The sequence below is a fragment of the Sediminimonas qiaohouensis DSM 21189 genome (genome assembly GCF_000423645.1).
In the GTDB taxonomy this organism is placed as follows: Bacteria; Pseudomonadota; Alphaproteobacteria; order Rhodobacterales; family Rhodobacteraceae; genus Sediminimonas; species Sediminimonas qiaohouensis.
Map to the genome: position 1 here is coordinate 188,860 of NZ_AUIJ01000001.1, position 23,934 is coordinate 212,793.

Sequence of the window (23,934 nt, forward strand, 5' to 3'; positions counted from 1 at the left end):
GGATTATTCCGGGCTTTTGGAAAGGCCCCGGTCCGATTGACGCGGCAGGCGATACCGCCGCATGTTCCGTCCGGCCGCCGCGCGGTGCGGCAACCCGTTAAAGCCATCGCCGGGTCTTCTGGCAATAGCGGGCGAAGTCGGCGCGAAACTTGCGCCTCAGCCGGTTCTCTTCGGGAATAACAAACCGCCGCTCGATGATCCACAGGAAGATCGGAATTAGCGGCAACGCCAGCGGCGCATCCACCGTGAGGACAACGCCGGCCAGCACCAGCACATCGCCCAGGTAGATCGGATTGCGGCTGCGCGAGAATATCCCCGAGGTCACCATCTGGTCCGCCTCGCGGTGCGGCATGATCGTGGTGCGGTACTGTCGCATCTCGTACACTGCCAGCAGCATCAGCAGCACACCGCCCCCAACCAGAAGGCCGCCCGCGAAATCCGCCCACACACCGCCGAACGACAGCCCCGCATCGATCAGGCGCGGCTGCGCCCAGGCCGCGATGCAGGCCAGCAGCAGCCAGACCGGCGGCAGATCGATATATTTCAGCATGACATCCCTTCGTCAAAGCGCCGCGCCGGGCACCGGCACGTCATTCCCATTCCATCTCCTCGTAGACGCGGCCGGCATTCTTGGTGGCCAGCTCGTCAAAGGTGTCGAGATGCGACCATTGCGATTGGTCCACGTAGTACGCCTCGCTCAGATCACCGCCTGCATCGATATGAGCCCCTATCTTGGCACGCAGATCAACCAGATAATCGCGCGTATATCGCCGCACCTGCGCCAGGTTGGTCGGGTGGCCGTGGCCGGGGATGATATAGGTGGGCGCAAGCGGCTCCAGCTTTTCCTCCCACGTCTCGATCCAGCAGCGCGCGCATGTGTCGGAGAAAATCGGCGGCATCCGTTCGTGAAAGGCGATGTCGCCGGCGATCATGATGTCCCATTGCGGTATCCAGACTTGCGTGTCGCCCGGCCCGTGCGCGGGGCCAAGATGCAGCACCTCAAGCGTGACATCGCCCATTTCGACAACATGGCGATCGGTGAACGTCATCGTGGGGGCGACGACGCGCGTGCCTTCGGCCTTGTCCTCGTTATAGCCCTGCATCGCCTGGAGGATGAAATCACCGTTCTCGGCCACCTCGTGTGCGGCCTCTTCGTGCATCAGGATATCGACGCCCTGATCGGCCCAGTAGGAATTGCCGAGGATGGCATGCCCTTGCCCGTTCTCGTTGATCACCAGTTTCACCGGCTGATCGGTGACGGCGCGGATCTCCTCATGCAGCGCCTTGGCCAGGCGGGCGCTGGCGCCGCCATTGATCACGACCACGCCATCCCCGGTGACGACGAAGCTGAGGTTATTGTTGTGGCCGCTGTTTTCATAGCTGGGCGGCGCGGTGGCGCCGATGGCGGAGAACACGTGCGGGATCACCTCGACAGGTTTGTCGTACAGCTCTGATTGCGGATACTTGTCGTCGATACCCTGCGTGGCCAGCGCGGCCCCCGCCCAAAGCGTCAGCGCCGCGGTTGTCAAGATACGCTTCATTTGCTTCCTCCCAGAATCCATCATGACAAATTCACAGATGCGAATGTCTTTGTAAAGCGCCATGCGTGTCGCATCTTGCCTGTCGTCGCGTGACCGCTGGAGTTTGGCATCCGGTACAAGGTGCCTGGTGGCGGGAGGCTGTTGTGGCCATGAACGGATCTTCGGTATTTCGCCCTGCGCGGAATCAAGGGCAAAGCCCGCCGCGCATCGACGGGCCGCCCATCGCCCCGCAGGGGCGCCGCCCATCATCGGCACGCCTCCGGCGTGACGGCACGGCGATTAGTCTGGTACCTGCGCAACGAACAAAGGTTATTCGGATTTGGCTGGCATAAAGTGCCCATCACCAGCGCTGGATCGCCGCACCGCGGCCCGACGATGCGCTCCCCCACAACCGGTCGCTTTATGCCCGCAACATGCCACCTGACACCGACCACCCGGCACCTTGTACCCGTTGGCATGGCCGATAAAGTGCCAACAGGTTACGCGAGGCAGGAGGACCCGATGAGCGAGACACTGACAGGAAAACACGCACTGGTCACAGGTGGCGGCACCGGCATCGGGCTGGCGATCGCGCGCGGGCTGGCCGCGCAAGGGGCGCAGGTGACGATCACGGGCCGCCGCATGGAGGTGCTGGAGCAGGTGGCCGGCGGTGGCCTGCACGCCGCGCGCATGGATGTCACAGACGAGGCGGCGGTGCGCGACACCATCGCCGCGGCGGTCGATGCCCGCGGCCCGGTGCAGATCTGCGTCGCCAATGCCGGCATCGCCGAGGGGCGCAAGCTGCACAAGACCGACACCGCGCTGTGGCGCAAGATCATGGCGACCAACCTTGACGGGGCGTTCTACACGATCCGCGAAAGCATGGATTCGATGGTAAAGACCGATTGGGGTCGGGTGCTGGCGATTTCGTCTATCGCGGGGGTGCGGGGGCTCCCGGGCGCGGGCGCCTATGCCGCCTCGAAACACGCGGTGATCGGGATGATCCGCTCGCTGTCCGAGGATTTCATGGGCGGCCCCTACACGTTCAATTCGGTCTGCCCCGGCTACGTGGACACCGACATCATTTCGCGCAACGTGGACGCCATCAGCAAACGCGCCGGCGTCTCGACCGACGAGGCGCGCGAGGTGATGGTGAACGCCAACCGCCACAAGCGCCTGATCACGGCGGACGAAGTGGCGGCGGCGGCGCTGTGGCTATGCGCGCCGGGATCGGAAAGCGTGAATGGACAGGAAATCAAGATCGCGGGCGGGCAGGTCACCGGCTAGGCAGGCCGGGGCGCCGCGCCGGGCGCCATGTCAGGCGACCGAGCGGCGCTCTTGCAGGCAGGTGGAAAGCCAGGCCTCCACCGCTTCCACATCCGGCGTCAGGGCGCCCCCCTCGCCCCCTGTGAACGCCTCGAACGCGGGGGCGTTGAGGGCGTTGAGACCCACCAGAACCGGCACATCCAACGCCAGCGCCTGCGCTATCGTCTCGCGAAAGCCGCGGCCCTCGGCCTCGTGCTTGCCGAACTTGTTGATGATCAGCAGGTCGGTGTCCTGCGTCACGGTCGGGGCGACGGCGTGAACCGCGCGTTCAAGCGCCTCGGGGTCCAGCGCGCAGCCGCGCGCATTAGCCCCCAGATCCTGCGAGATGCGGATCACGGGGCCATCCGGCAGCACCTGCACATCCATGTCGCAATGGTGCGACTTGGGGCGCGGGGTATTGGTCTGAACGACACCGGACAGGTTCAATCCACGCGCCAGCGCGCGCTGTGCAACGTCGGCCAACAGGCGGTCCGTCGCGCCCCGATCGGAGGTGGTGACATAAGCAAAATGCATCGGTTTTCCTTTCCCGAGGCCTAGAATGGAAGAAATTCGGCCATTGCGCCAGCGGCCAATGCGTCGCAATCGACCGGCAGCAGGATCAGGCCGTCGGCCTCGCGGATCTGATTGACGCGGGCGGAATGGGTTTGCGCCGGGCAGGACACCAGTTCGAACCCGTCGGCATCGTGCCCCGCGATCCTGGCCGGGCGATATTCGCAGCGACCGGGCTTGTGGGTGAGCGCATCCGTCAGGCGGACATGGCGCAGCGGTGCATGCGCACGCGCACGGCCCTGCATCCGCGCGACCATGGCGCGGCCGAACACCTGCCAGATCACGAAGGCCGAAACCGGGTTGCCCGGCAGGCCCAAAATGGGCGTCTGATCAAGCCGCGCCGCCATTACCGGCTTTCCCGGCTTGATCGCAGCGCCCGCCAGCGCGATCTCGGCCCCGAGGGCACGCAGCGCGGAGGGAACGTGGTCACGATCCCCCACCGACGCGCCACCGCTGGTGATGATCATGTCCACCTCGCCGCGCATGTCTGCAAGCGCCCGCTCCAGCGCGGCGCGGGTGTCGGGGACGTGCAAAACCTGGCCGATGGCGCAGCCCGCCTCGGCCACGGCAGCGGTCAGCATCGGCGTGTTGATATCCCAGATGCCGCCATCCCCAAGCGGCGCGCCCGCCTTGCGCAGCTCATCTCCGGTCAGGACAAGCCCGATGCGCGGCACCGGCGCCACGCTCACCGCGCCCGCACCGGCGGCGGCGCAGGCGGCGATGTCGCCCGGCCCAAGGCAGGTGCCGGCGGGGACAACCGGGGCGCCCTCGGCCAGGTCTTCGCCACTGCGGCGGATGTTGGTGCCGCGTTGCGGGGGGCTGGGCACATGGATGCCATCCGGCAACACCTGAACCGCCTCTTGCATGACAACGGTATCCGCGCCTTCGGGCACCGGGGCGCCGGTGTAGATGCGCATCGCGCGGCCCTCTTGCAGGCGCGCAGGCGTGCTGCCTGCCGCCGCGACGCCATCAAGCGGCAGCGCCTTGCCAGCCGCCAGATCGGAGTGGAGCAGGGCGTAGCCATCCATCCCCGACGTGTCGAACCGGGGCATGGCGGCAGCGGCGCGCACATCGGCGGCCAACACGCGGCCATGCGCCCCCGACAGCGGGACAACGCATGCAGGCCCGAGCGCCGAGACGCAACAAAGCGCCGCACGCAGGGCATCGGGCACCGAAGGCAGCGCGCCCTGCCCTTCGTCGCAGGAACACGCCGGCGTTTCGATTCGGTCGAATACGGTCATTGGGACACCTCCTTTTGCACGGGTCCATGCGCGATCGTGCAATCCAGATCGCGCAGACGGCCATCGCCCAGCCCATAGATCAGGCCATGAACCGCCACCGCCTCGCCCCGGGCCCAGGCGCGTTGCACGATCGGCGTCTCGGCAACGCGGCATACCCCTTCTATCACGTTCAGCTCGGACAGACGATCGCGCCGGGCCTCGGCATCGCCGGCGCGGGCCAGGTCAATGGCATAGCTGCGCGCCAACCGGCGGATCGGCTCCAGCCAGTGATCGGCAAGGCCGTGGGGCATATCCTCGGTCGCTGCGCGCACGCCGCCGCAGCCATAGTGCCCGCAAACGATGATCTCGCGGATATCAAGGGCGTCCACCGCGAATTCCAGCGTCGACAGAAGGTTCATGTCGGCGCTGTGCACCACGTTCGCCACGTTGCGGTGCACGAACACCTCGCCCGGATCGAGGCCGGCGACAACATTGGCCGGCACACGGCTGTCCGAGCAGCCGATCCAGAAGAACTCGGGCGTCTGGCGCGTGGCGAGCCGCGCGAAATAGCCCGGCTCTTGTGCGTTGCGCGTCGCGGACCAGTCGCGGTTGCGCCTGAGCAGGTCGCTCAGCATTGGCAGACTCCTTTCAGATATCATCGACACCGCGGCGCGCCTGCATCCGCTTGCGCAGGCGCTTGAGATCGCGGCCATTCAAATAGGCCCTGGCCAGCGGCAGGATCACGGCATTCTCGACCAGCAGGTGACGGCGTTCGAGATCGGCAAAGTGTTTCAGGCGAACGGCCTCGGGCGCATCGGGGGCGGCGTTGTCGGTTATGAGCCGCTCCAGGATGGTGATGACGCGGGGCCGCGCGGCCGCGATATCGCGATGGTCCTGCGACAGCCGGTCAAGCGTGCCATGCAGATCCTTGTCATCGAGCGCGCGCCGGCGAAGGAGCGGAAACAGGTCCTCTTCCTCGTCGCGCGCATGGTTTGGCAAAACCCCGCGGATATAGGCCCGCGCGGACAGGGCCAGAACCGGCTGAGCCTTGTCCGAGTCGGCCAGCGCATCAAGATAGCCGCAGACCTCGCGCAGATGCATGTGCTCGTTCGCCAGCCCGTTCAGGGGATTGTCCGGCAGCGCAAGGGCAAAGCCCGCCTGTGCCTTGGTGTCTGAACTGCGCGCCATCTTGTCGCCTTTCGCCTCAGGCCGCCATCGGTGGAAGCCCCTCGATGTCCGCCCGCTTTATCAACTCGGCCACGAAGGCGCGTGCGGCCACCGACCAGCGGAGCTTTTCCATCGCATCCGCGATCCCGGTACGGGCCGCCTCGAACGGCAGTACCGCCCCTTCGGCCAGCGCATCGAGCCGGATCACGTGCCAGCCGTGGCGGCTCAGGATCGGGTCTGGCGTAACCTCACCCTCGCTCATGGTGCGCAGGACGCTTTCGAACTCGGGCACGGCATCGCCCGGGCGCATCTGGCCCAGCCGCCCGCCCTGTGCGCCACTGGCGCAATCGCTGCTCTCCTTGGCAAGCCGCGCAAAATCCTTGGGCGATGCGTGCGCCTGCGCTGCGATCTCCTTGGCGCGTTGCTTGGCTGTGGCGCGTTCCTCGGCATGGCGCGGGCCGCATTCGATCAGGATATGCGACACCTCCCACAAGGGCGGCGAGCGAAAGCGCGCCGGGTCACGGTCGTATTCGGCGCGCAACTCGGCTTCGGTCGGGGCCTCCACCGTCAACTGCGCCTCAAGAAGGCCCCGGATCAGGGCCTCCTCCTCGGTTTCCGTGCGGCCGGGCGCCAGATCCTGCGGGCTGGCGGTTAGGCCGCGGTGCCGCGCCTCTTGCAGCAGCAGGGTGCGCACCGCCATCGCATGAGCGGCCTTGCGCCACGCGATGCCGGGCTTGCCGGCGGGCGCGTCGTGGTTTTGCGCCTCGTTGGCGATGGCGGTGTGTGGCACCGCCTCGCCGTTGACAATCAGGTCAGGGAACAGGGTCTGTGTCATTGCTCACTCCGCCGGTTCATTGCCACGCCGCGGCGCCTGCCGGCGCGAGCGGACAATCTGGTAGCCGGGGCGCAGCGTGACGTACCGGAACGGCACTGACAGCATGTGCACCAGCCGCGTGAACGGAAAGATCAGGAAGATCGTCAGCCCAAGGAACAGGTGCAGCTTGAACACCAGCGCGACATCCTCGATGTAGCTGGCCGCCGCCCCGTCGAAGGTAAAGATACCTTGCGCCCAGGCCATGAACTTGACCATCTCGTAGCCGTCGAGGTGGCCCAGCGAGACCACGATCGTGAACATCCCCAGCACCAGTTGCACCAGCAGTAGCGCCAGGATCGCGATGTCCCAGAAGCTGGATGTCGCGCGGATGCGCGGATCGGTCCAGCGGCGGTGAAGCAGCATGCCGCCGCCCACCAGGGCCATGACCCCGGCCACGCCGCCGGCCAGCACGGCAAGCAACTGCTTGGCGCCGTGAGTGATGCCCAGCATGTCGAACACCCAGATCGGCGTCAGCAGGCCAACGAGGTGCCCCAGGAAGATGATCAGCACCCCGACGTGAAACAGGATCGAGCCAAGCACGAGCTGTTTGCGCCTGAGCAGTTGGCTGGACGACGTCTTCCACGTGAAAGGGTCGCGCTCATACCGCGCAACGGAGCCGACAAGCAGCACCGATAGCGCGATGTAGGGGTAAGTTCCGAACAGAAATTCGTGCATCTGAGCCTCCATCACTCGGCCGTCCGGGCCGATGTTGCCGGCGCCGCCGGGCCGGGTATGTCCATATTCGCCAACATGTCGCGGACCTGTGGGCAGCCTGCGTTCGGGTCGGGGCCGAACAGCACCTCGCTTTCCTCCCAGACCGCGTCGAGCGCCTCGAGGTCGGTCGGATCATCCTCTGGCTGGTCCAGCAGTTCGGCTACCGCATCGCTATCGGCATGTACGCCAGCCAATTGCAGGAGGGCCGCGAACACGGACGCATAGGCACTGTCACGCCGGACAAGCCGGGTTTTCAGGGCCTCGAAGATATGCGCCGCATCCGCGAGCACCTCCCGCCCCTCGCCCAAGGGACGCAAGGCGAGGAACTCCAGAAGAACAGGCAGGTGATCGGGCAACTCGGACGTTGCCGGGTCGAACCCCGCATCGCGGTAGGTCTCTACAAGGCTGACCATCGCACCGCCCCTGTCCCGGCTTTCGCCGTGGACATGCTCGAACAGGTTCAACGACAGGCTGCGCGAGCGATCGAACAGCATCACGAACCGTTCCTGCAGGTCGTAGATGTCATCGCCTTGCAACGATGACACCAGCGGGCGCAGATCGCGCCGCGCCGCCGCCGTCAGCCGCGTCTCGGCGGCAAGAACGCCGCCGATCTCGGGCATGGCCTGCTGCAACTCCTCGGTCGGGTAGCTGAGCAGCAATGACAGGGATTTGAGTGTACGATCCATCATTGCACCTCCGCCGGCATCTTGAGCGGTTTCTTGGAACCACCGAACAGCGATCCCTTGGACATGCCCGTGGAGCAGCCATTGCCATCGGTGAACCCGCAGCCGCCGCGTAGATCGTAGGCTTCCTCGACCTGTTCACGGTGCGTGGTGGGGATGACGAACCGATCCTCGTAATCTGCCAGCGCCATGATCTTGTACATGTCCTCGATCATGCGGCCGGTCAGGCCGACGCGCTCGGCGATGGCCTCATCCTGAACGCCCTCGATGGATTTGGCACGCATGTAGGCGCGCATGGCCAGCATCCGCTCCAGCGCCTGTGCGACCGGGGCTTCGTCCCCGGCGGTCAGCATGTTGGCAAGGTAACGCAGCGGAATACGCAAGCTGCGCACGTCGGGCATGGCGCCGTCGGTGCCAAGCGCGCCCGCCTCGGCCGCGTTCTGAATGGGCGACAGCGGCGGCACGTACCACACCATCGGCAAGGTCCGGTATTCGGGATGCAGCGGGAAGGCCACCTTCCATTCCATCGCCATTTTCCAGATCGGGCTTTCCTGGGCGCCCTTGATCCAATCCTCGGGGACACCATCGGCGCGCGCGGCCGCGATCACCTCGGGGTCGTTTGGATCAAGAAACACACCAAGCTGCGCGTCGTACAGGTTCGCCTCGTCCTCGGTGTTGGCAGCCTCTGCGATCTTGTCGGCGTCATAGAGCATCACGCCCAAGTACCGGATGCGCCCCACGCAGGTTTCCGAGCACACGGTGGGGTTGCCGCTCTCGATGCGGGGATAGCACAGCGTGCATTTCTCGGATTTGCCGGTGGACCAGTTGTAATACACCTTCTTGTAGGGGCAGCCCGACACGCACATCCGCCAGCCGCGGCATTTTTCCTGGTCGATCAGGACGATGCCGTCTTCCTCGCGCTTGTAGATCGCGCCCGATGGGCAGGAGGCGGCGCAGGTGGGGTTGAGGCAATGCTCGCACAGGCGCGGCAGGTACATCATGAAGGTGTTCTCGTACTCACCGTAGATGTCCTTCTGGATGCCCTCGAAGTTGTAGTCCTGGCTCCGCTTCGAGAACTCGCCGCCCAGGATCTCCTCCCAGTTGGGGCCCTTCTCGATCTTTTCCATCCGCTCGCCCGTGATCTTGGAGCGCGGCCGCGCGGTGGGGAATGCCTCCATCGCGGGGGCGCTTTTCAGGTGGTCGTAGTCGAAATCGAACGGCTCGTAATAGTCGTCGATCTCGGGCAGGTCGGGGTTGGCGAAGAGGTTCGCCAATATCCGCCATTTGCCGCCCTGCTTGGGCTGCAACTTGCCCGAGCGGGTCCGGACCCAGCCGCCGTTCCAACGCGCCTGGTTTTCCCAATCGGTCGGATAGCCGGTGCCGGGCTTCGTCTCGACGTTGTTGAACCACGCGTATTCGACGCCATCGCGGCTGGTCCAGACGTTCTTGCAGGTGACTGAGCAAGTGTGACACCCGATGCATTTATCGAGGTTCAGCACCATGCCGATTTGCGCACGCACTTTCATTCCGCGGCCTCCTTTTCGGTCGCTTCACGGTCGAGCCAATCGACCTTCTTCATTTTCCTGACAACGACGAACTCATCGCGGTTCGACCCCACGGTCCCATAGTAGTTGAACCCGTAGGATTGCTGCGCGTAGCCGCCGATCATGTGGGTGGGCTTGAGCACCGTGCGCGTCACCGAGTTGTGGATGCCGCCGCGCAAGCCGGTTTTTTCCGATCCCGGCGTGTTCACGATCTTTTCCTGTGCGTGATACATGAACACCGTGCCTTCGCGCATCCGCTGCGACACCACCGCGCGCGCCGTGAGTGCGCCGTTGATGTTGTAGGCCTCGATCCAATCGTTATCCTCGATCCCGGCCTTGCGCGCGTCCACCTCGGACAGCCACACCACCGGCCCGCCCCGGTTGAGCGTGAGCATCAGCAGGTTGTCGGAATAGGTCGAGTGGATGCCCCATTTCTGGTGCGGCGTGATGAAGTTCAGCACCAGGCTGTCGCCATCATCCTGCACGCCCTTGGTGATGGTCTTGAGGTCCACCGGAGGGCGGTAGGACACGAACCCCTCGCCGAACGCACGCATCCACAGGTGATCCTGGTAGAGTTGCTGCCGACCCGTCAGGGTGCGCCACGGGATTAGCTCGTGCACGTTGGTGTAGCCCGCGTTATAGCACACCTCCTCGCTTTCGATCCCCGACCATGTGGGCGACGAGATGATCTTGCGCGGCTGTGCGGCGATATCGCGGAACCGGATCTTCACATGCTCCTGCCCGCGGGCCAGGTGCGCGTGTTCACGCCCCGTCGCCTTGGTCAGTTGGTCCCACGCCTTGACTGCGACCTCGCCGTTGGTTTCGGGCGCCAGCATCAGGATCACCTCGGTCGCGTCGATGTCCGTCTCGATCTTGGCGCAGCCCTTGGCCGGACCGTCCAGCTTGGTACCGTTCAGATCGCGCAGTTCCTGCACCTCGTGCTTGGTCTCCCACGAGATGCCCTTGCCGCCGTTGCCGACGCTGTCCATCAACGGGCCAAGCGCGGTGAACCGCTCGTAGAGCGCGGGATAATCCCGCTCGACCGCGATGTAGTTGGGCGCCGTTTTGCCGGGGATCAGATCGCATTCGCCCTTCTTCCAGTCGCGCACATGGTCCTGCGCGATCTCGGCGGGGGTGTCGTGCAGGATCGGCAGGGCGACCACATCGGTTTCCTGGCCCAGGATTTCCGGCGCCACCTCCGAGAACTTCTTGGCGATGGCCTTGAAGATTTCCCAGTCCGACTTGCTCTCGTAAGCCGGGTCCACGGCCGCCTGAAGCGGGTGAATGAACGGGTGCATGTCAGAGGTATTGAGATCGTTCTTCTCGTACCAACTGGCCGTTGGCAGGACCACGTCCGAATAGACCGCCGTGGTGGACATGCGGAAATCGATGGTTACCAGCAGGTCCAGCTTGCCGCGCGGCGCCTCGTCGTGCCACGCCGCCTCCTTGGGTTTGGAGCGGCCCTCTTCGCCAAGGTCCTTTCCCATGACGCCGTTGTCGGTGCCCAGCAGGTGCTTGAGGAAATATTCGTGCCCCTTGCCCGAACTGCCCAGCAGGTTGGAGCGCCACACAAACAGGTTGCGCGGCCAGTTCTCGGGCGCGTCGGGGTCCTCGCAGGACATCTCGAGCTTGCCCGACGTGAGCTGATCGGCAACGTATTGCGCGACCTCCTTCTTGGACTTCTTCGCAAGCCGCCCCACCTCCAGCGGGTTGGTCTTGAGCTGCGGCGCCGATGGCAGCCAGCCCATCCGCTCGGCACGGATGTTGTAGTCGATCATGCTGGCGTCCCAATCGCCCGCGGGCGCCGTGGGCGACAGGATCTCGTCCACGTTCAGCGTCTCATAGCGCCATTGGTCGGTATGGGCATACCATGCGCTGGTCGAGTTCATGTGCCGTGGCGGCCGCGCCCAGTCGAGCGCAAAGGCCAGCGGCTGCCAGCCGGTTTGCGGGCGCAGCTTTTCCTGGCCGACATAGTGGCTCCAGCCGCCACCCGATTGCCCGATGCAGCCGCACATCACCAACATGTTGATGATGCCGCGATAGTTCATGTCCATGTGGTACCAATGGTTCAGCCCCGCCCCGAGGATGACCATGGACTTGCCGCCTGTCTTTTCCGCGTTGCTGGCGAATTCACGCGCGACGGCGGTGATCTTGTCGGCGGGAACGCCGGTGATCTTCTCGGCCCATTTCGGGGTATAGGGCAGATCCTCGTCAAAGGATTTCGCCGCCCAGTCGCCGCCAAGCCCGCGATCCAGACCGTAATTGGCGCAAAACAGGTCGAACACCGTGGCGACGCGCGCCTCGCCATCCGCCAGTTTCACGGTCTTGACGGGGATGTTGCGCGTCAGGACATCGGGGTGGTCGCAGCGCACGAAATTCTCGGTCGCGACACCGCCGAAATAGGGGAAATCAACGGCAGCGATGGCGTCGTGGTCTTCCTCGAGGATCAGCGACATCTTCAGATCGGTCGCCTTGTCGCGGCTGCGCTCTTCGAGGTTCCAGTCGCCATCCTCGCCCCAGCGGTAACCGACCGAGCCGTTGGGCGCCAGGTAGCTGCCCGAGGCGGCATCGTAGGCGATGGTTTTCCATTCGGGGTTGTTGTCCTCGCCCAGCTTGCCGTCGAAATCGTCGGCGCGCAGGAACCGGCCCGGGACCAGCTTGCCGTCTTTTTCCTCAAGCTTCACCAGCATCGGCATGTCGGTATATTTGCGGCAGTAATCTTCGAAATACTCGGCCTGCCGATCCAGGTGGAACTCACGCAGGATGACGTGGCCCATGGCCATCGACAGGGCCGCGTCGGTGCCCTGCTGCGGGGCCAGCCAGATGTCGCCGAACTTGGAGGCTTCGGAATAGTCGGGGCAGATGACGGCGGACTTGGTGCCGCGGTAGCGCGCCTCGGTGTAGAAATGCGCGTCGGGCGTGCGCGTTTGCGGCACGTTCGAGCCCCACAGCAGCAAGAAGCCCGCGTTGTACCAATCGGCCGATTCCGGCACGTCGGTCTGCTCGCCCCATGTCTGGGGGCTGGCCGGGGGCAGGTCGCAGTACCAGTCGTAGAACGACATGCAGGTCCCGCCCAGCAGGCTCAGGTAACGCGAGCCAGCGGCGTAGCTGACCATCGACATGGCGGGGATCGGGGAAAAGCCGAACACCCGGTCGGGGCCGTAAGTCTTGGCGGTATAGGCGTTGGCGCTCGCGGTGATCTCGGTCGCCTCGTCCCACGTTGCCCGCACGAACCCGCCCTTGCCGCGGGTTTCGACGTAAGATGCGCGCAGCACCGGATCGTTTTGCATGGCGGTCCATGCCTCGATCGGGGTCATGGTCTTGCGCATCCGGCGCCAGACCTTCATCAGCGCGCCGCGCACCAGCGGGTTCTTCACCCGGTTGGCGGAATAGAGGTACCAGCTATAGCTTGCCCCGCGGGCGCAGCCGCGCGGCTCGTGGTTGGGCAGGTCGGGGCGCGTGCGCGGGTAATCCGTCTGCTGCGTCTCCCAGGTGACGATGCCGGATTTCACGTAGATCTTCCAGCTGCACGACCCGGTGCAGTTCACACCGTGGGTGGAGCGCACGATCTTGTCGTGGCGCCAGCGGTTTCTGTAGGTGTCCTCCCAGTCGCGGTTTTCGCGGGTCACTTGCCCGTGACCGTCCGCGAACTGCTCCAGTTCCTTGGACTGCAGGAAGTTCAGTCTGTCGAGCAGATGGCTCATTGTCGTCTCCTATACGTTGGCTGACCGCCCCGGCCCGCGCTATGGGGACCGGGGCGGATCGCTCGGATCAGGGGTTGCGGATGTAGGCGCCGGGGCGCAGGTAGAACCACCAGTTGATGGCGATGCAGACCGCGTAGAATATCGCGAAGCCATAGAGCGCGTATTCCGGCTTGCCCGCGTCCATCTGTTCGCCGAACACCTTGGGAATGATGAAGGCGCCGTAAGCCGCCACCGCGCTGGTCCAGCCCAGCACCGGACCCGCCTGTTCCTTGTCAAAGGCCACGGCGATGGTCCGGAAGGTCGAGCCATTGCCGATGCCGGTGGCCGCGAACAGGACCAGGAACAAGCCCAGGAAGGGCAGGAAATACTGCTCTGGCGCGGCCGAGGCATAGGCCTGCTGGATGAAGTAGGCCACACCAAGCGCCGAAATCACCATCACGATGGACACCCATTGCGTCACGCGCGCACCGCCCAGCTTGTCGGCCATCATACCGCCAATGGGCCGGATCAGCGCCCCGATGAAGGGCCCCATCCATGCGAACATCAGCGCGGAGGGCCCGTCCGGGTTGGCGGTGGAATGGGTCATCACCCCGTCCACCAGCAGGTGCTGATAGCCGAACACCACCTTGATCGTCAGCGCCAGCGCGGCCGAGTAGCCGATGAAGCTGCCAAAGGTCATGGTGTAGATGACCGTCATCGCCCAGGTATGCTTGTTGCCGAAGATCCGGTATTGGCGCGTCAGGTTCTGCCCGACCTGGCCGGGGATCACCTTGAGCAAGCCAACCGTCAGCGCGATCACCAGCGGCAGAACGATCCACTTGGACAGGTTCCAGCCAGATCCGCCCACATCGGTCGGCAGCATCAGCCACAGACCAAAGGCCGCCGCAACCAGCCCCAGGATGAGCATGAAGCTGATGATGCCAAAGGATACGGCCGGGTTGGGAATATCGGGCGAGACGTGCGTATCGCGGATGTTGTTCATGCCGAACCAGCCCGCAAAAGCCAGCGGCACCAGGAACAGCAGCCAGACATAGCCGGCGTTGTAGATATAGGTCTCGGACCCGGCGGGGATCTTGCCGATCAGCGTGCCACTGGTGTTTTGCAAGATCATCGGCTCGCCGCCGAACAGGCCAAAGGTCATCACCAGCGGGATCAGGATCTGCATCGTGGTGACGCCGAAATTGCCAAGGCCCGCGTTCATGCCCAAGGCATAGCCCTGCACCTTCTTGGGAAAGAAGAAGCTGATATTGGACATCGAGCTGGCGAAGTTACCACCGCCGATGCCGGACAGGAACGCCAGGATCTGGAACACCCATAGCGGTGTGTCGGGGTTTTGCAGGGCATACCCCGTGCCCGCGGCCGGGATCATCAACAGGGCCGTGGTAAAGAAGATCGTATTTCGCCCGCCCGCGATACGGATAAAGAACGTGGACGGAATGCGCAGCGTCGCGCCGGTCAGGCCGGCCACCGCCGACAGGGTAAACAGCTCGGCCTTGGCAAAGGGAAAGCCCAGATTGAGCATCTGCACCGTGATGATGCCCCAGTAAAGCCAGACGGCAAACCCGCATAGCAGGCTCGGGATCGAGATCCACAGGTTACGGTTTGCCACCGCCCTGCCCGTCGAGGCCCAGTAGCCCTCGTTCTCGATGTCCCAGTTTTTAATGTCTTGTGCCACTTTTCATCTCCGTGGATTGGTGAGTGGAGGATCGTGGCGCGCTCTGTCAGGCAATCGCGCGCCACGGCCATTTCATTTTGCCGGGTGCACGTGTGCAGGCGATGCAACGGGCTCGTCCGGCACGTCCGACAGGTAGCGCTCCTGCTCCAGGCCGGGATGACGGCGCCGTTCCATCCGACGGATGGCGACGTGCATCCAGACCGTCATGATCGCCACCATCACGAAGGTTAGCATGAAGGGCGCGGTCCACACGCCGGTCAGGTCCAGCAGCGCACCGTAGGCGATCGGCAGGAAAAACCCGCCAAGCCCCCCGATCATGCCGACCAGGCCGCCAACCGATCCCACATGGTGCGGGTAGTAGACGGGGATGTGCTTGTAGACGGCGGCCTTGCCCAGGCTCATCATGAAGCCAAGAACGACCGTCAGCGCGACGAAAACACCCACCGAAACCCCGAAGTTGAACGAGACCGGGCCGGTGATGCCCTCAACGGTATAGCTGGTTTCCGGATAGCTCATGATGAACAGGATGATGAGCGAGACAACGAACGTCAGGTACATCACGGCGCGCGCGCCCCAGATATCCGACATCCAGCCGCCCAAGGCCCGAAACACCGAGCCGGGAAGGCTATAAAGACCGGCGAACACGCCCGCGGTCGTTAGCTCCAGACCGTAGGCGCCGACGTAATAGCGGGGCAGAAAGCTGGCCAGCGCGACGAACCCGCCAAACACGAAGAAGTAGTAGGTCGCAAAGCGCCAGACCTGGATATTTTTCAGCGGCGCCAGTTGGTCGGCGGTCGAAACCGGGCCCTTGCCGGTGCGCTTGCGCTCTTCATGCACGGGGTCGTCCTTGGCCAGGATGTAAAACAGCACGGCGGTGATCGCCAGAACCACCGCATAGACCCGCGCGGTGCCTTCCCAACCCATCGCCACCACGAGGAACGGCGCCGCGAAGTTGGTCACCGCCGCGCCCACGTTACCGGCGCCGAAAATGCCCAAGGCCGTGCCTTGGCGCTCCTTCTCGAACCAGCGCGAGGTATAGGCGATGCCGACAATGAAAGACCCGCCCGCAAGGCCAAGGCCAAGCGCCGCGATCAGGAACACCGGGTAGCTGGTGACCGAGGTCAACAGCCAGACGCATACAGCCGTGATCATCATCTGAAGCGGGAACATGATCCGCCCGCCGAACTGCTCGGTCCAGACGCCAAGGAAAATCCGGCTGACCGACCCGGTCAGCACCGGCGTCGCCACCAGCAGGCCGAACTGCGTGTCGTTCAGGCCCAGCTCCTGTTTGATCTTGACACCTATGATCGAGAAGATCGTCCAAACGGCAAAACAGACCGTGAACGCAAAGGTACTCAACCCCAACGCGCGATACTGATCGCCCCGTGTCACTCCGTCCAGTGTATGCATTGCTCCCTCCAATATATGCGCATGACGCGCCAAACGGGTTCGGCAAGAGGCATGGAGCGCACGGGGTATTCGGGATTTGATTCAGATCAGAAAACCGAAAAAACATTGCAAAATAAACACCTTAGCAAAATATGTGTGATCCACTCACGGCCCGCATCAAGCCGATGACGTCACCTTGGCAATCCAATGATTGACATGCAGGCGCGGCTGCCTTGATAAATGTCAAAAGCCACGCCACCCGATTGGTCAGCCATGCCCGATTCCTACTATCCCGAAATCCGCAAGCTCGATCTGTTCGCCTCCATGCAAGAGGAACGGTTCCGTGAATTGATGCGCGGCTCGTACGTGCAGAACTTCCCGCCACGGATCGAATTGATCACCGAAGGCGACCCGAGCGACTTCATGCATATCGTCCTGGAGGGCTCGATCGAGCTGTTCTCGTCCTGGAATGGCCGGGAAACCAGCATGTCCACCCTCACCCCGGTTTCAACCTTTATCCTCGCAGCCACCATTCGCGACGCCCCTTACCTGATGTCGGCGCGTACGCTTGAAAAATGCCGGGTCGCCCTGGTTCCGTCGCAAGACGTGCGCGCGGTGTTTGACAAGGACGGCGAATTCGCACGCGCCATCGTGACCGAGCTGGCGCTTTGCTACCGGGGCGTGGTGAAAAACACCAAGGATCTCAAGCTGCGCTCGTCGCTCGAACGGTTAGCCAACTACCTTTTGCGCCAGCGCACGCGCGCCGATGCGGACCAGTTCGAGCTGCCGATCGAAAAGCGCCGGCTCGCCTCTCGGCTGGGCATGACGCCCGAAAACCTGAGCCGCGCGTTCAAGGGGCTGCACCCTTACGGCGTCCGGGTCAATGGCAACCGGATCGAGCTGACAGACACCGACGACCTTGCCGGTTTTGCCAAGCCCAACCCCCTGATCGACGACCCCCTGAGCTAGCGCGCGTCGCGCATCACTGGACACGACAGCCCGGCCCGCGATAGAGCAGTGCAAGCGCAACAGGGGGAAATTCGCATGACAGATTTCGCAGCCACCAAGGCACTGTTCCAGATGCCCGATGGGGTGATCTACCTGGACGGCAATTCGCTGGGCCCCCTGCCCAAGGCCGCCCCTGCACGCATGGACGCGGCGATGCGCGATGAATGGGGCGAATTGCTGATCACCGGCTGGAACAAGGCCGGATGGATGGCCCAACCCGCCAAGCTGGGCGATCGCATCGCGCGCCTCATCGGCGCAGAGGCCGGCCATGTGGTGCTGGGCGACACCCTGTCGATCAAGGTCTACCAAGCGCTCGCTTCGGCGTTGGAAATGGTGCCGGATCGCCGGGTGATCCTGTCGGATTCGGGCAATTTTCCGTCCGATCTTTATATGGCCGAAGGGCTGATCAAAACGCTCGGCAAAGGGCATGAGCTACGCGTCGTCGCCCCCGAGGAGGTCGAGGCGAACATCACGGACGAAGTCGCCGTGTTGATGATCACCGAAGTGGATTACCGAACCGGGCGCCTGCACGACATGGCCCGCCTGACCCGCAAGGCGCAAGAGGCGGGCGCGATCACGGTCTGGGATCTGGCTCATACCGCCGGCGCAACGGCGGTGGACGTGTCGGGCGCGGGCGCGGATTTTGCCGTGGGGTGCACCTACAAGTATCTCAATGGCGGCCCCGGCGCGCCCGCTTTCATCTACGTCGCCCCGCGCCACGCAGACGCCGCGCGCCCGGCCTTGTCCGGCTGGCTGGGTCACGAGGCGCCCTTCGCGTTCGAGACCAGCTACCGCGCCGGGCCGGGCATTGAGCGGATGCGCGTCGGCACGCCCCCGGTTCTGGCGATGGCGGCGCTGGAAACCGCGCTCGACATTTGGGACATGACGACGATGGACGCCGTGCGCGCCCGCTCGATCCAGCTGACCGAGCTGTTCATCGACCGGGTCGAGGCCGCCTGCCCCATGCTGGAGCTCGCCAGCCCCCGCGACCCGGCCATGCGCGGCAGCCAGGTCTCCTTCCGCTTTGCCGATGGATACGCCGCGATACAGGCCCTGATCGCCCGGGGCGTGATCGGCGATTTCCGCGCGCCTGATATCATGCGGTTCGGCTTCACGCCGCTCTACCTGGACCATGCCGATGTCGAAGCCGCCGCCGCCATCATCGCCGAGGTGATGCAAAAGCGGCTTTGGGACGCGCCCGAATACAAGACACGCGCGCGGGTCACCTGATGGCAGACGCGCCCGCCTCCAGCCACACCCGCCACGTGCCGTTATGCCGGCCCGCGGGCTGGATCGCGCTGTGGCGGCGGCTTTTGTCCACGGCGCGCGTCGCGGGCTGATCCAAGCCCGCAATTCCGGACAGTCCGGCCTTCATCTTGCCGAAAATACTCATCTTCCCCGGGGTCCGGCCGGGCACTACGCCCGGCTCCTGGCCCCCGATCATCGGAGCCACCAATGACAGATCATCCCCCCTATGACCCCGCCCAGGACGGCGCGCAGATGTCGTTTGACGGGCGCATGTCCTATACCGACTACCTAGGCCTCGATGCGATCCTGACCGCGCAGCACCCGCGCTCGGACGCGCATGACGAAATGCTGTTCATCGTCCAGCACCAGACATCCGAATTGTGGATGCGTCTGGCGATCCACGAAATCGACGCCGCCCGCGCCGCGATGGAGGCGGGCGAGCTGCGCAAGGCGTTCAAGATGCTGGCGCGGGTGGCGCGGATATTCGAGCAACTCAACAGCGCCTGGGACGTGCTGCGCACCATGACGCCAAGCGACTACACCCGGTTTCGCCCCGCCCTGGGGCAGTCGTCGGGGTTTCAGTCGTGGCAGTACCGGCTGATCGAGTTCATGCTGGGCAATCGCAATACCGCCATGATGCGCCCCCATGCGCATCGCGAGGATCTAACCGCGCGCCTCGGGGCCGAGTTGACGCGCCCCTCGCTCTATGACGTGGCGCTGCGGCGGTTGCACGGGTCGATGCCGCTTCCCGATGCGGTGCTGTCGCGCGATGTCGCCGCGACGCATTCCCCCTCGCCCGAGGTTCGCGCGGCATGGAGCGCGGTCTACCGCGACCCCGAGGCGCATTGGGAGCTGTACGAACTGGCCGAGAAACTCGTCGATCTCGAGGACTACTTCCGCCGCTGGCGCTTCAACCACGTCACCACGGTCGAGCGGGTCATCGGGTTCAAGCGCGGCACCGGCGGCACCGGCGGCGTCAGCTACCTGCGCCGCATGCTTGAGGTTGAGCTGTTCCCCGAGTTGTGGCACCTGCGCACGAACCTGTGACAGGCGCCCTTCGGCCTGCCGCGCAGCGTCGTGGCAGGCCTTTGATTTAAATTTGCCTTGAAATCAACACACTTTGCGACCACTCTGACCGCAATGACAGCGCAAGAAGGACCGCTCAGATGTCCCGCGCTGCACGAGCAGTAATAATTTTGCCCCCAGGGGCGTGAAAATACAGGCCTTTTAGACATGCCCACGTTCAGCGGCTTGCAGTTCTATGATATTGACCCACGGGGGATGTTCAGCACCTCCACCGGCGGCACCGCCACCTATACCGGCCCGGCCGACGCGGAAGGCACGCTGACCATCTACGACGGCGGTTCTGGCGCCGATGGCCAGATCCTGACCGACGACAACCGCGGCGAGTGGAACACCACCGCCGATGTCAGCGTCAATGGCAACACCTCGATCGGGTCGGACGCGGATGCCGAGCTTGGCTGGACCCTACGCGACACCGTCACCGGCGAAACCTTCAACGTCGTGCAGCTGGATATCGAGGACGGCGACGCACGCGGCAACTACCTGCTGTCGGAACAGCCCCTCGTCGTGGGCCGGACCTATGAAACGCTGAACTACGACACCCTGCCCGAACTGGGTGATGGAACGGCGTTCAGCTACGACAATTTCGTCTCGGCCGATGATATGTCCGATGGCGTTGTCGAGGGCACCGCCGGCGACGACCTTATTGACACCAACTATACCGGCGACCCGGATGGCGACGTTGTCGATGGCGGCGATGCACCAGGGTCCGGACCGAGTGCCCAAAGCCTGAACTGGTCGGCGGCGGGTAGCGACGGCACCGACGTATCCGGCGGGTTCACGCAAGATACCGGCGGCATCGACGTGACCGTGTCCTTCGACGGCAGCCCCACCACCGACCGGATCGAGCTTGATACCAACCAGACCCAATATACCGGCAGCGGCGAGCCGTTCGACACCTCTTCGTCGCTCTACCTGTATGGCACCCACGCAGGCGCCGACAGTGCCACCACGACCCTGGATTTTTCTGCCTCGGCCGGGTCCAGCTATGACGACCAGGTCGAGAACGTGCAATTCCGCGTCAACGACATCGATCAGGGCGGATGGCAGGATATCGTCACCGTGCGTGCCTATGACGCCGATGGCAATTCGGTGCCGGTCGATGTCGATCTGACAGGCAATTCCACCGACAGCGTCAGTGGCGACACCGTGACCGCCGGCGGCGGCGGCGATTCCGCCAGCGACGCGGACGGCTCGGCCCTGTTCACCATCGCCGGCCCCGTCTCCCGCGTCGAGATCGAGTACGACAACGGCGACACCTCGGGCCAGGGCCTCAACATCACCGACGTGCATTTCGACGCCATCGCCCCCGGTGCCGATGACGACCAAATCGAGGCGGGCGAAGGCAACGACACCGTTCTTGCCGGGCTTGGCGACGACACCGTTCTTGGCCAAGGAGGCAGCGACAGCATCCTGGGCGGCGAAGGCAACGACACGCTCTATGGCGACGAGGCCGCGCCGACCGGCAATTGGGAATACAGCTTCTACGAGCACGATTTCTCAAGCGCGGACGGACAGGCCTTCGATATCGAAAACGGCACCCTCGCCGATCAGGGCTATACCGACGATTTCCATGTCGAGGCCCTTGCGCAATCCGTGCGCGACAGCGGCGCCAACCCCGAAGATTTCGGCGTCATCTACAGCTCGACCCTGACCACCGTCGATGGCGGCACCTACCGGTTCGACACCACATCGGATGACGGCTCGACGCTCCAAATCTTCGACTCCGGCGGCAACCCGGTCACCTTCACAAACCAGGATGGCTCGACCGGGTCGTTCATGGACAATGACCAACACCAGGCGCCAACGACCCGCTGGGGCGAGGTCGATCTCGACCCGAACGAGACCTACACGATCGAAATCCGCTACTGGGAGAACGGTGGCGGGCAGGTTCTGTCGTCGAACATCAGCACCCCCGACGGCACCACCACCGATCTGCTCAACAGCCCGCTGATCAGCGGCCCCGCCGAGGGCCCGGGCGGCGACGACACGCTGATCGGCGGCGCGGGCGATGACGTGCTGTATGGCGGCGGCGGCGACGATCTGCTTTCGGTCGGTAGCGGCGACACCGCCGATGGCGGCGGCGGCGATGACACCTTCACCATCGATGGCGGCGCACTGACAGGCGGCGGCACAATCACCATCGACGGCGGCGAAGAGGACGAAACCCTCGGCGATACGCTGGATTTCGGCGGGTATGCCGGGTTCGGCAGCGTCAACTACACCAACACCGACCCCGGACAGGGCGGGATGACCGGCAGCACCACGCTGAACGATGGCACTGTCGTCAACTTCACCAATATCGAAAACGTCATCATCTGCTTTACCTCGGGCACCCGCATCCTGACCCCGCAAGGGCAGCGCCGGGTCGAGGACCTGCGCCCCGGCGATGCGGTGGTGACCCGCGACAGCGGCGTTCAGACCCTTCGCTGGAGCGGGTGCAGTCGCGTTGCCGGGCGTGGCGCGTTCGCGCCCATCCGCATTGGCGCCGGCGCATTGGACAACAGCCGCGAATTGCTGGTGTCGCCGCAGCACCGGATGCTGCACCGCTCGGCCTCGGCCAACCTCTATTTCAACAGCCCCGAGGTTCTTATCCCGGCCAAACACCTGATCAACGGAACAACCATCGTTCAACAGGAACAGAACGAGGTGGACTATATCCACCTGCTGTTTGATCGCCACGAGATCATCCTGGCCGAGGATTGCCCATCAGAAAGCTTTCACCCCGGCCATGTCGGCCTTGGTGCGGTCACGGATGCCGCGCGCGAAGAGCTGTTCGCGCTATTTCCCGACCTGCGCAGCAGCCCCGATTGCTACGGCGATACCGCACGGATGTGCCTGCGTGCCTATGAAAGCCGCCTTCTGGCCGCGTGAACGGTCCGCTCTCAAGTCGAGCATGTGACCCAAAGGCCCCCGTCAGGCGATCTCGCGCAGGCCGGTAGAGCGGCGATCCTGCGCCCAGTTGCGCACCGCCTCCCCGAACGCGGTGAAAAGCGGGCGCGAGACCGGATCATTGGCCGCGTCCCATTCCGGGTGCCACTGCACCGATAGGGTGAACCCCTTGGCGTCCTTCACATAGATCGCCTCGGGCGTGCCGTCGGGGGCATACCCTTCGACCACGATGCGCGCACCGGGGCGGCAGATGCCCTGCCCGTGCAGCGTATTGGTCATTACCTCGGGCGCGCCCATTAGCCGGTGAAACACCCCGCCCTCGGCAAAGCGCACGCAATGGCGCAGGGCGAACTTTTCCTCCAGCGAGCCCTCGGGCGGCATGCGGTGGTTCATCCGCCCCGGCAAATCGCGGATCTCGGGGTGCAGCGTGCCGCCCATGGCGACGTTGACCTCCTGAAAGCCGCGGCAAATGCCCAGGAACGGCTGCCCCCGCTCCACGCAGGCTCGCACCAGCGGCAGCGTGATCGCATCGCGCGCGCGGTCGAACGCGCCATGCGCCTCGGTCGGGGCCTCGCCGTATTCCTCGGGGTGCACGTTGGGACGCCCGCCGGTCAGGACAAAACCGTCGCACACCTCCATCAATTCCTCGACCGACACGAACCGCGGATCGGCCGGGATCACCAGCGGCACGCATTTCGCCACGCAGGCCACCGCCTCCGAGTTCATGGTGCCGCCTCCGTGGGCGGGATAGCTGTCATTGATCAGGAAGTGATTCCCGATGATACCAACGATGGGCCGAGCCATGTCATCCCCTTGCTGTTGCGCGCGCCCTATAGGTAATACGCAAGCGCGCCCAAGAAAAGACCGCATGACAAAGGCCGCCCCGATCAGGGCTCGCCGGTCAGGCCCGCAGCATTGATGCCGGTCATAGCGGCAACTTCGTCATTGTCGGATGAATCGCCCGTGACGCCAACCGCCCCCACGACCGCACCGCGCCGGTCGCGCAACAACACGCCGCCCGGCACCGGCACCACCTGCCCGCCAAATGCGCCGTTTACGGCGTTCATGAAATAGGCCTGCGCCTCGGCCCGTGCCATCTGCGCGCGCCCGCCCATGCCCAGCATCACCGCGCCATAGGCCTTGCCCTGCGCGATCGCGAACCGCCCCGGCGAGGCGCCGTCGGAGCGCTCGAAAGCGACAACATGGCCTCCCGCGTCCAGCACCACCACGCTCAGCGGCTTCATCCCGGCCTCGCGGCCCGCCTCCATCGTCTTGCGAATGATCGTGCGCGCGCGCCTCAGTGAAATTCCAGCCATGTCTTGTCCTCCGCCATGTCCT

At 64.5% G+C, this 23,934-nt stretch carries 21 protein-coding genes; 5 read left to right on the forward strand and 16 right to left on the reverse strand.

Translation table 11 applies throughout. The features are described from left to right. Positions 1–97: 97 nt before the first annotated feature. Positions 98–550, reverse strand: coding sequence for a methyltransferase family protein (locus G568_RS0100915; protein WP_084627298.1), 453 nt, complete (start codon positions 548–550; stop codon positions 98–100). A 40-nt stretch (positions 551–590) separates the two neighbouring features. Continuing rightward, positions 591–1,541: an MBL fold metallo-hydrolase gene (locus tag G568_RS0100920; RefSeq protein ID WP_026756277.1), complete on the reverse strand. Its 951-nt coding sequence runs from the start codon at positions 1,539–1,541 to the stop codon at positions 591–593. A gap of 501 nt (positions 1,542–2,042) precedes the next feature. Between G568_RS0100920 and G568_RS0100925 the strand changes: the two genes are divergently transcribed. After that, a complete protein-coding gene (locus G568_RS0100925) occupies positions 2,043–2,807 on the forward strand; it encodes an SDR family NAD(P)-dependent oxidoreductase (protein ID WP_026756278.1) in 765 nt (254 codons plus the stop codon). A gap of 30 nt (positions 2,808–2,837) precedes the next feature. On the opposite strand, the gene G568_RS0100930 is transcribed toward G568_RS0100925, so the two are convergent. The 11 genes from G568_RS0100930 to G568_RS0100980 form a co-directional block, all read right to left on the reverse strand. Next, positions 2,838–3,359 carry a DUF2478 domain-containing protein gene (locus G568_RS0100930; RefSeq protein WP_026756279.1) on the reverse strand — a complete coding sequence of 174 codons (522 nt, stop codon included), beginning with the start codon at positions 3,357–3,359 and terminating at the stop codon, positions 2,838–2,840. A gap of 20 nt (positions 3,360–3,379) precedes the next feature. After that, positions 3,380–4,636, reverse strand: coding sequence for a molybdopterin molybdotransferase MoeA (locus tag G568_RS0100935; protein WP_026756280.1), 1,257 nt, complete (start codon positions 4,634–4,636; stop codon positions 3,380–3,382). Beyond that, positions 4,633–5,250 carry a carbonic anhydrase gene (locus G568_RS17935; protein WP_037373439.1) on the reverse strand — a complete coding sequence of 206 codons (618 nt, stop codon included), beginning with the start codon at positions 5,248–5,250 and terminating at the stop codon, positions 4,633–4,635. Before G568_RS17935 ends, G568_RS0100935 begins: the two co-directional genes overlap by 4 nt. A gap of 13 nt (positions 5,251–5,263) precedes the next feature. After that, entirely contained in the window at positions 5,264–5,803 is a 540-nt protein-coding gene (locus G568_RS0100945) for a hemerythrin domain-containing protein (protein ID WP_026756281.1), read from the reverse strand. A gap of 16 nt (positions 5,804–5,819) precedes the next feature. Beyond that, positions 5,820–6,617: a peptidylprolyl isomerase gene (locus G568_RS0100950; RefSeq protein ID WP_026756282.1), complete on the reverse strand. Its 798-nt coding sequence runs from the start codon at positions 6,615–6,617 to the stop codon at positions 5,820–5,822. A gap of 3 nt (positions 6,618–6,620) precedes the next feature. Further along, on the reverse strand, positions 6,621–7,331 hold the full coding sequence (gene narI, locus G568_RS0100955; protein WP_026756283.1) for a respiratory nitrate reductase subunit gamma: 711 nt from the start codon (positions 7,329–7,331) through the stop codon (positions 6,621–6,623). An 11-nt stretch (positions 7,332–7,342) separates the two neighbouring features. Then, entirely contained in the window at positions 7,343–8,056 is a 714-nt protein-coding gene (narJ, locus tag G568_RS0100960; protein WP_037373441.1) for a nitrate reductase molybdenum cofactor assembly chaperone, read from the reverse strand. Next, the gene (gene narH, locus G568_RS0100965; RefSeq protein ID WP_026756285.1) at positions 8,056–9,579 is read right to left on the reverse strand and encodes a nitrate reductase subunit beta; all 1,524 of its coding nucleotides are present in this window, start codon (positions 9,577–9,579) and stop codon (positions 8,056–8,058) included. The genes narJ and narH overlap by 1 nt, the downstream gene beginning before the upstream one ends. Then, a complete protein-coding gene (locus tag G568_RS0100970; protein WP_026756286.1) occupies positions 9,576–13,301 on the reverse strand; it encodes a nitrate reductase subunit alpha in 3,726 nt (1,241 codons plus the stop codon). Before G568_RS0100970 ends, narH begins: the two co-directional genes overlap by 4 nt. A gap of 67 nt (positions 13,302–13,368) precedes the next feature. Then, a complete protein-coding gene (locus tag G568_RS0100975; protein WP_026756287.1) occupies positions 13,369–14,976 on the reverse strand; it encodes an MFS transporter in 1,608 nt (535 codons plus the stop codon). A 72-nt stretch (positions 14,977–15,048) separates the two neighbouring features. Further along, positions 15,049–16,386 (reverse strand): MFS transporter, encoded by a 1,338-nt coding sequence (locus tag G568_RS0100980; protein WP_026756288.1) that lies wholly within the window; start codon positions 16,384–16,386, stop codon positions 15,049–15,051. 252 nt (positions 16,387–16,638) lie between these two features. Here G568_RS0100980 and G568_RS0100985 point away from each other — a divergent pair, with 252 nt between their 5' ends. Beyond that, positions 16,639–17,334: a cyclic nucleotide-binding domain-containing protein gene (locus G568_RS0100985; protein WP_026756289.1), complete on the forward strand. Its 696-nt coding sequence runs from the start codon at positions 16,639–16,641 to the stop codon at positions 17,332–17,334. Between the two features lie 75 nt (positions 17,335–17,409). Further along, entirely contained in the window at positions 17,410–18,603 is a 1,194-nt protein-coding gene (gene kynU, locus G568_RS0100990; RefSeq protein ID WP_026756290.1) for a kynureninase, read from the forward strand. On the opposite strand, the gene G568_RS0100995 is transcribed toward kynU, so the two are convergent. Beyond that, entirely contained in the window at positions 18,596–18,766 is a 171-nt protein-coding gene (locus G568_RS0100995; protein ID WP_157084215.1) for a hypothetical protein, read from the reverse strand. The two genes, kynU and G568_RS0100995, sit on opposite strands and share 8 nt — an antisense overlap. Before the next feature lie 62 nt (positions 18,767–18,828). Between G568_RS0100995 and kynA the strand changes: the two genes are divergently transcribed. Beyond that, entirely contained in the window at positions 18,829–19,668 is an 840-nt protein-coding gene (gene kynA, locus G568_RS0101000; RefSeq protein WP_026756292.1) for a tryptophan 2,3-dioxygenase, read from the forward strand. A 234-nt stretch (positions 19,669–19,902) separates the two neighbouring features. Beyond that, positions 19,903–22,578 (forward strand): Hint domain-containing protein, encoded by a 2,676-nt coding sequence (locus G568_RS20785; protein ID WP_169576926.1) that lies wholly within the window; start codon positions 19,903–19,905, stop codon positions 22,576–22,578. A gap of 42 nt (positions 22,579–22,620) precedes the next feature. Here G568_RS20785 and G568_RS0101010 read toward each other — a convergent pair whose 3' ends face one another. Both G568_RS0101010 and G568_RS0101015 read right to left on the reverse strand, forming a co-directional pair. Further along, positions 22,621–23,400, reverse strand: coding sequence for a gamma-glutamyl-gamma-aminobutyrate hydrolase family protein (locus tag G568_RS0101010; RefSeq protein ID WP_026756293.1), 780 nt, complete (start codon positions 23,398–23,400; stop codon positions 22,621–22,623). A gap of 83 nt (positions 23,401–23,483) precedes the next feature. Further along, complete coding sequence (locus G568_RS0101015) at positions 23,484–23,912, reverse strand: GlcG/HbpS family heme-binding protein (protein WP_026756294.1); 429 nt, start codon at positions 23,910–23,912, stop codon at positions 23,484–23,486. Positions 23,913–23,934: the final 22 nt, after the last annotated feature.

Excerpts from the sequence above, each read along its gene's own strand:
- G568_RS0100915 (WP_084627298.1), bottom strand. The coding sequence starts at position 550 with ATGCTGAAATATATCGATCTGCCGCCGGTCTGGCTGCTGCTGGCCTGC.
- G568_RS0100920 (WP_026756277.1), bottom strand. The coding sequence starts at position 1,541 with ATGAAGCGTATCTTGACAACCGCGGCGCTGACGCTTTGGGCGGGGGCC.
- G568_RS0100925 (WP_026756278.1), top strand. The coding sequence starts at position 2,043 with ATGAGCGAGACACTGACAGGAAAACACGCACTGGTCACAGGTGGCGGC.
- G568_RS0100930 (WP_026756279.1), bottom strand. The coding sequence starts at position 3,359 with ATGCATTTTGCTTATGTCACCACCTCCGATCGGGGCGCGACGGACCGC.
- G568_RS0100935 (WP_026756280.1), bottom strand. The coding sequence starts at position 4,636 with ATGACCGTATTCGACCGAATCGAAACGCCGGCGTGTTCCTGCGACGAA.
- G568_RS17935 (WP_037373439.1), bottom strand. The coding sequence starts at position 5,250 with ATGCTGAGCGACCTGCTCAGGCGCAACCGCGACTGGTCCGCGACGCGC.
- G568_RS0100945 (WP_026756281.1), bottom strand. The coding sequence starts at position 5,803 with ATGGCGCGCAGTTCAGACACCAAGGCACAGGCGGGCTTTGCCCTTGCG.
- G568_RS0100950 (WP_026756282.1), bottom strand. The coding sequence starts at position 6,617 with ATGACACAGACCCTGTTCCCTGACCTGATTGTCAACGGCGAGGCGGTG.
- narI (WP_026756283.1), bottom strand. The coding sequence starts at position 7,331 with ATGCACGAATTTCTGTTCGGAACTTACCCCTACATCGCGCTATCGGTG.
- narJ (WP_037373441.1), bottom strand. The coding sequence starts at position 8,056 with ATGGATCGTACACTCAAATCCCTGTCATTGCTGCTCAGCTACCCGACC.
- narH (WP_026756285.1), bottom strand. The coding sequence starts at position 9,579 with ATGAAAGTGCGTGCGCAAATCGGCATGGTGCTGAACCTCGATAAATGC.
- G568_RS0100970 (WP_026756286.1), bottom strand. The coding sequence starts at position 13,301 with ATGAGCCATCTGCTCGACAGACTGAACTTCCTGCAGTCCAAGGAACTG.
- G568_RS0100980 (WP_026756288.1), bottom strand. The coding sequence starts at position 16,386 with ATGCATACACTGGACGGAGTGACACGGGGCGATCAGTATCGCGCGTTG.
- G568_RS0100985 (WP_026756289.1), top strand. The coding sequence starts at position 16,639 with ATGCCCGATTCCTACTATCCCGAAATCCGCAAGCTCGATCTGTTCGCC.
- kynU (WP_026756290.1), top strand. The coding sequence starts at position 17,410 with ATGACAGATTTCGCAGCCACCAAGGCACTGTTCCAGATGCCCGATGGG.
- G568_RS0100995 (WP_157084215.1), bottom strand. The coding sequence starts at position 18,766 with ATGAGTATTTTCGGCAAGATGAAGGCCGGACTGTCCGGAATTGCGGGC.
- kynA (WP_026756292.1), top strand. The coding sequence starts at position 18,829 with ATGACAGATCATCCCCCCTATGACCCCGCCCAGGACGGCGCGCAGATG.
- G568_RS20785 (WP_169576926.1), top strand. The coding sequence starts at position 19,903 with ATGTTCAGCACCTCCACCGGCGGCACCGCCACCTATACCGGCCCGGCC.
- G568_RS0101010 (WP_026756293.1), bottom strand. The coding sequence starts at position 23,400 with ATGGCTCGGCCCATCGTTGGTATCATCGGGAATCACTTCCTGATCAAT.
- G568_RS0101015 (WP_026756294.1), bottom strand. The coding sequence starts at position 23,912 with ATGGCTGGAATTTCACTGAGGCGCGCGCGCACGATCATTCGCAAGACG.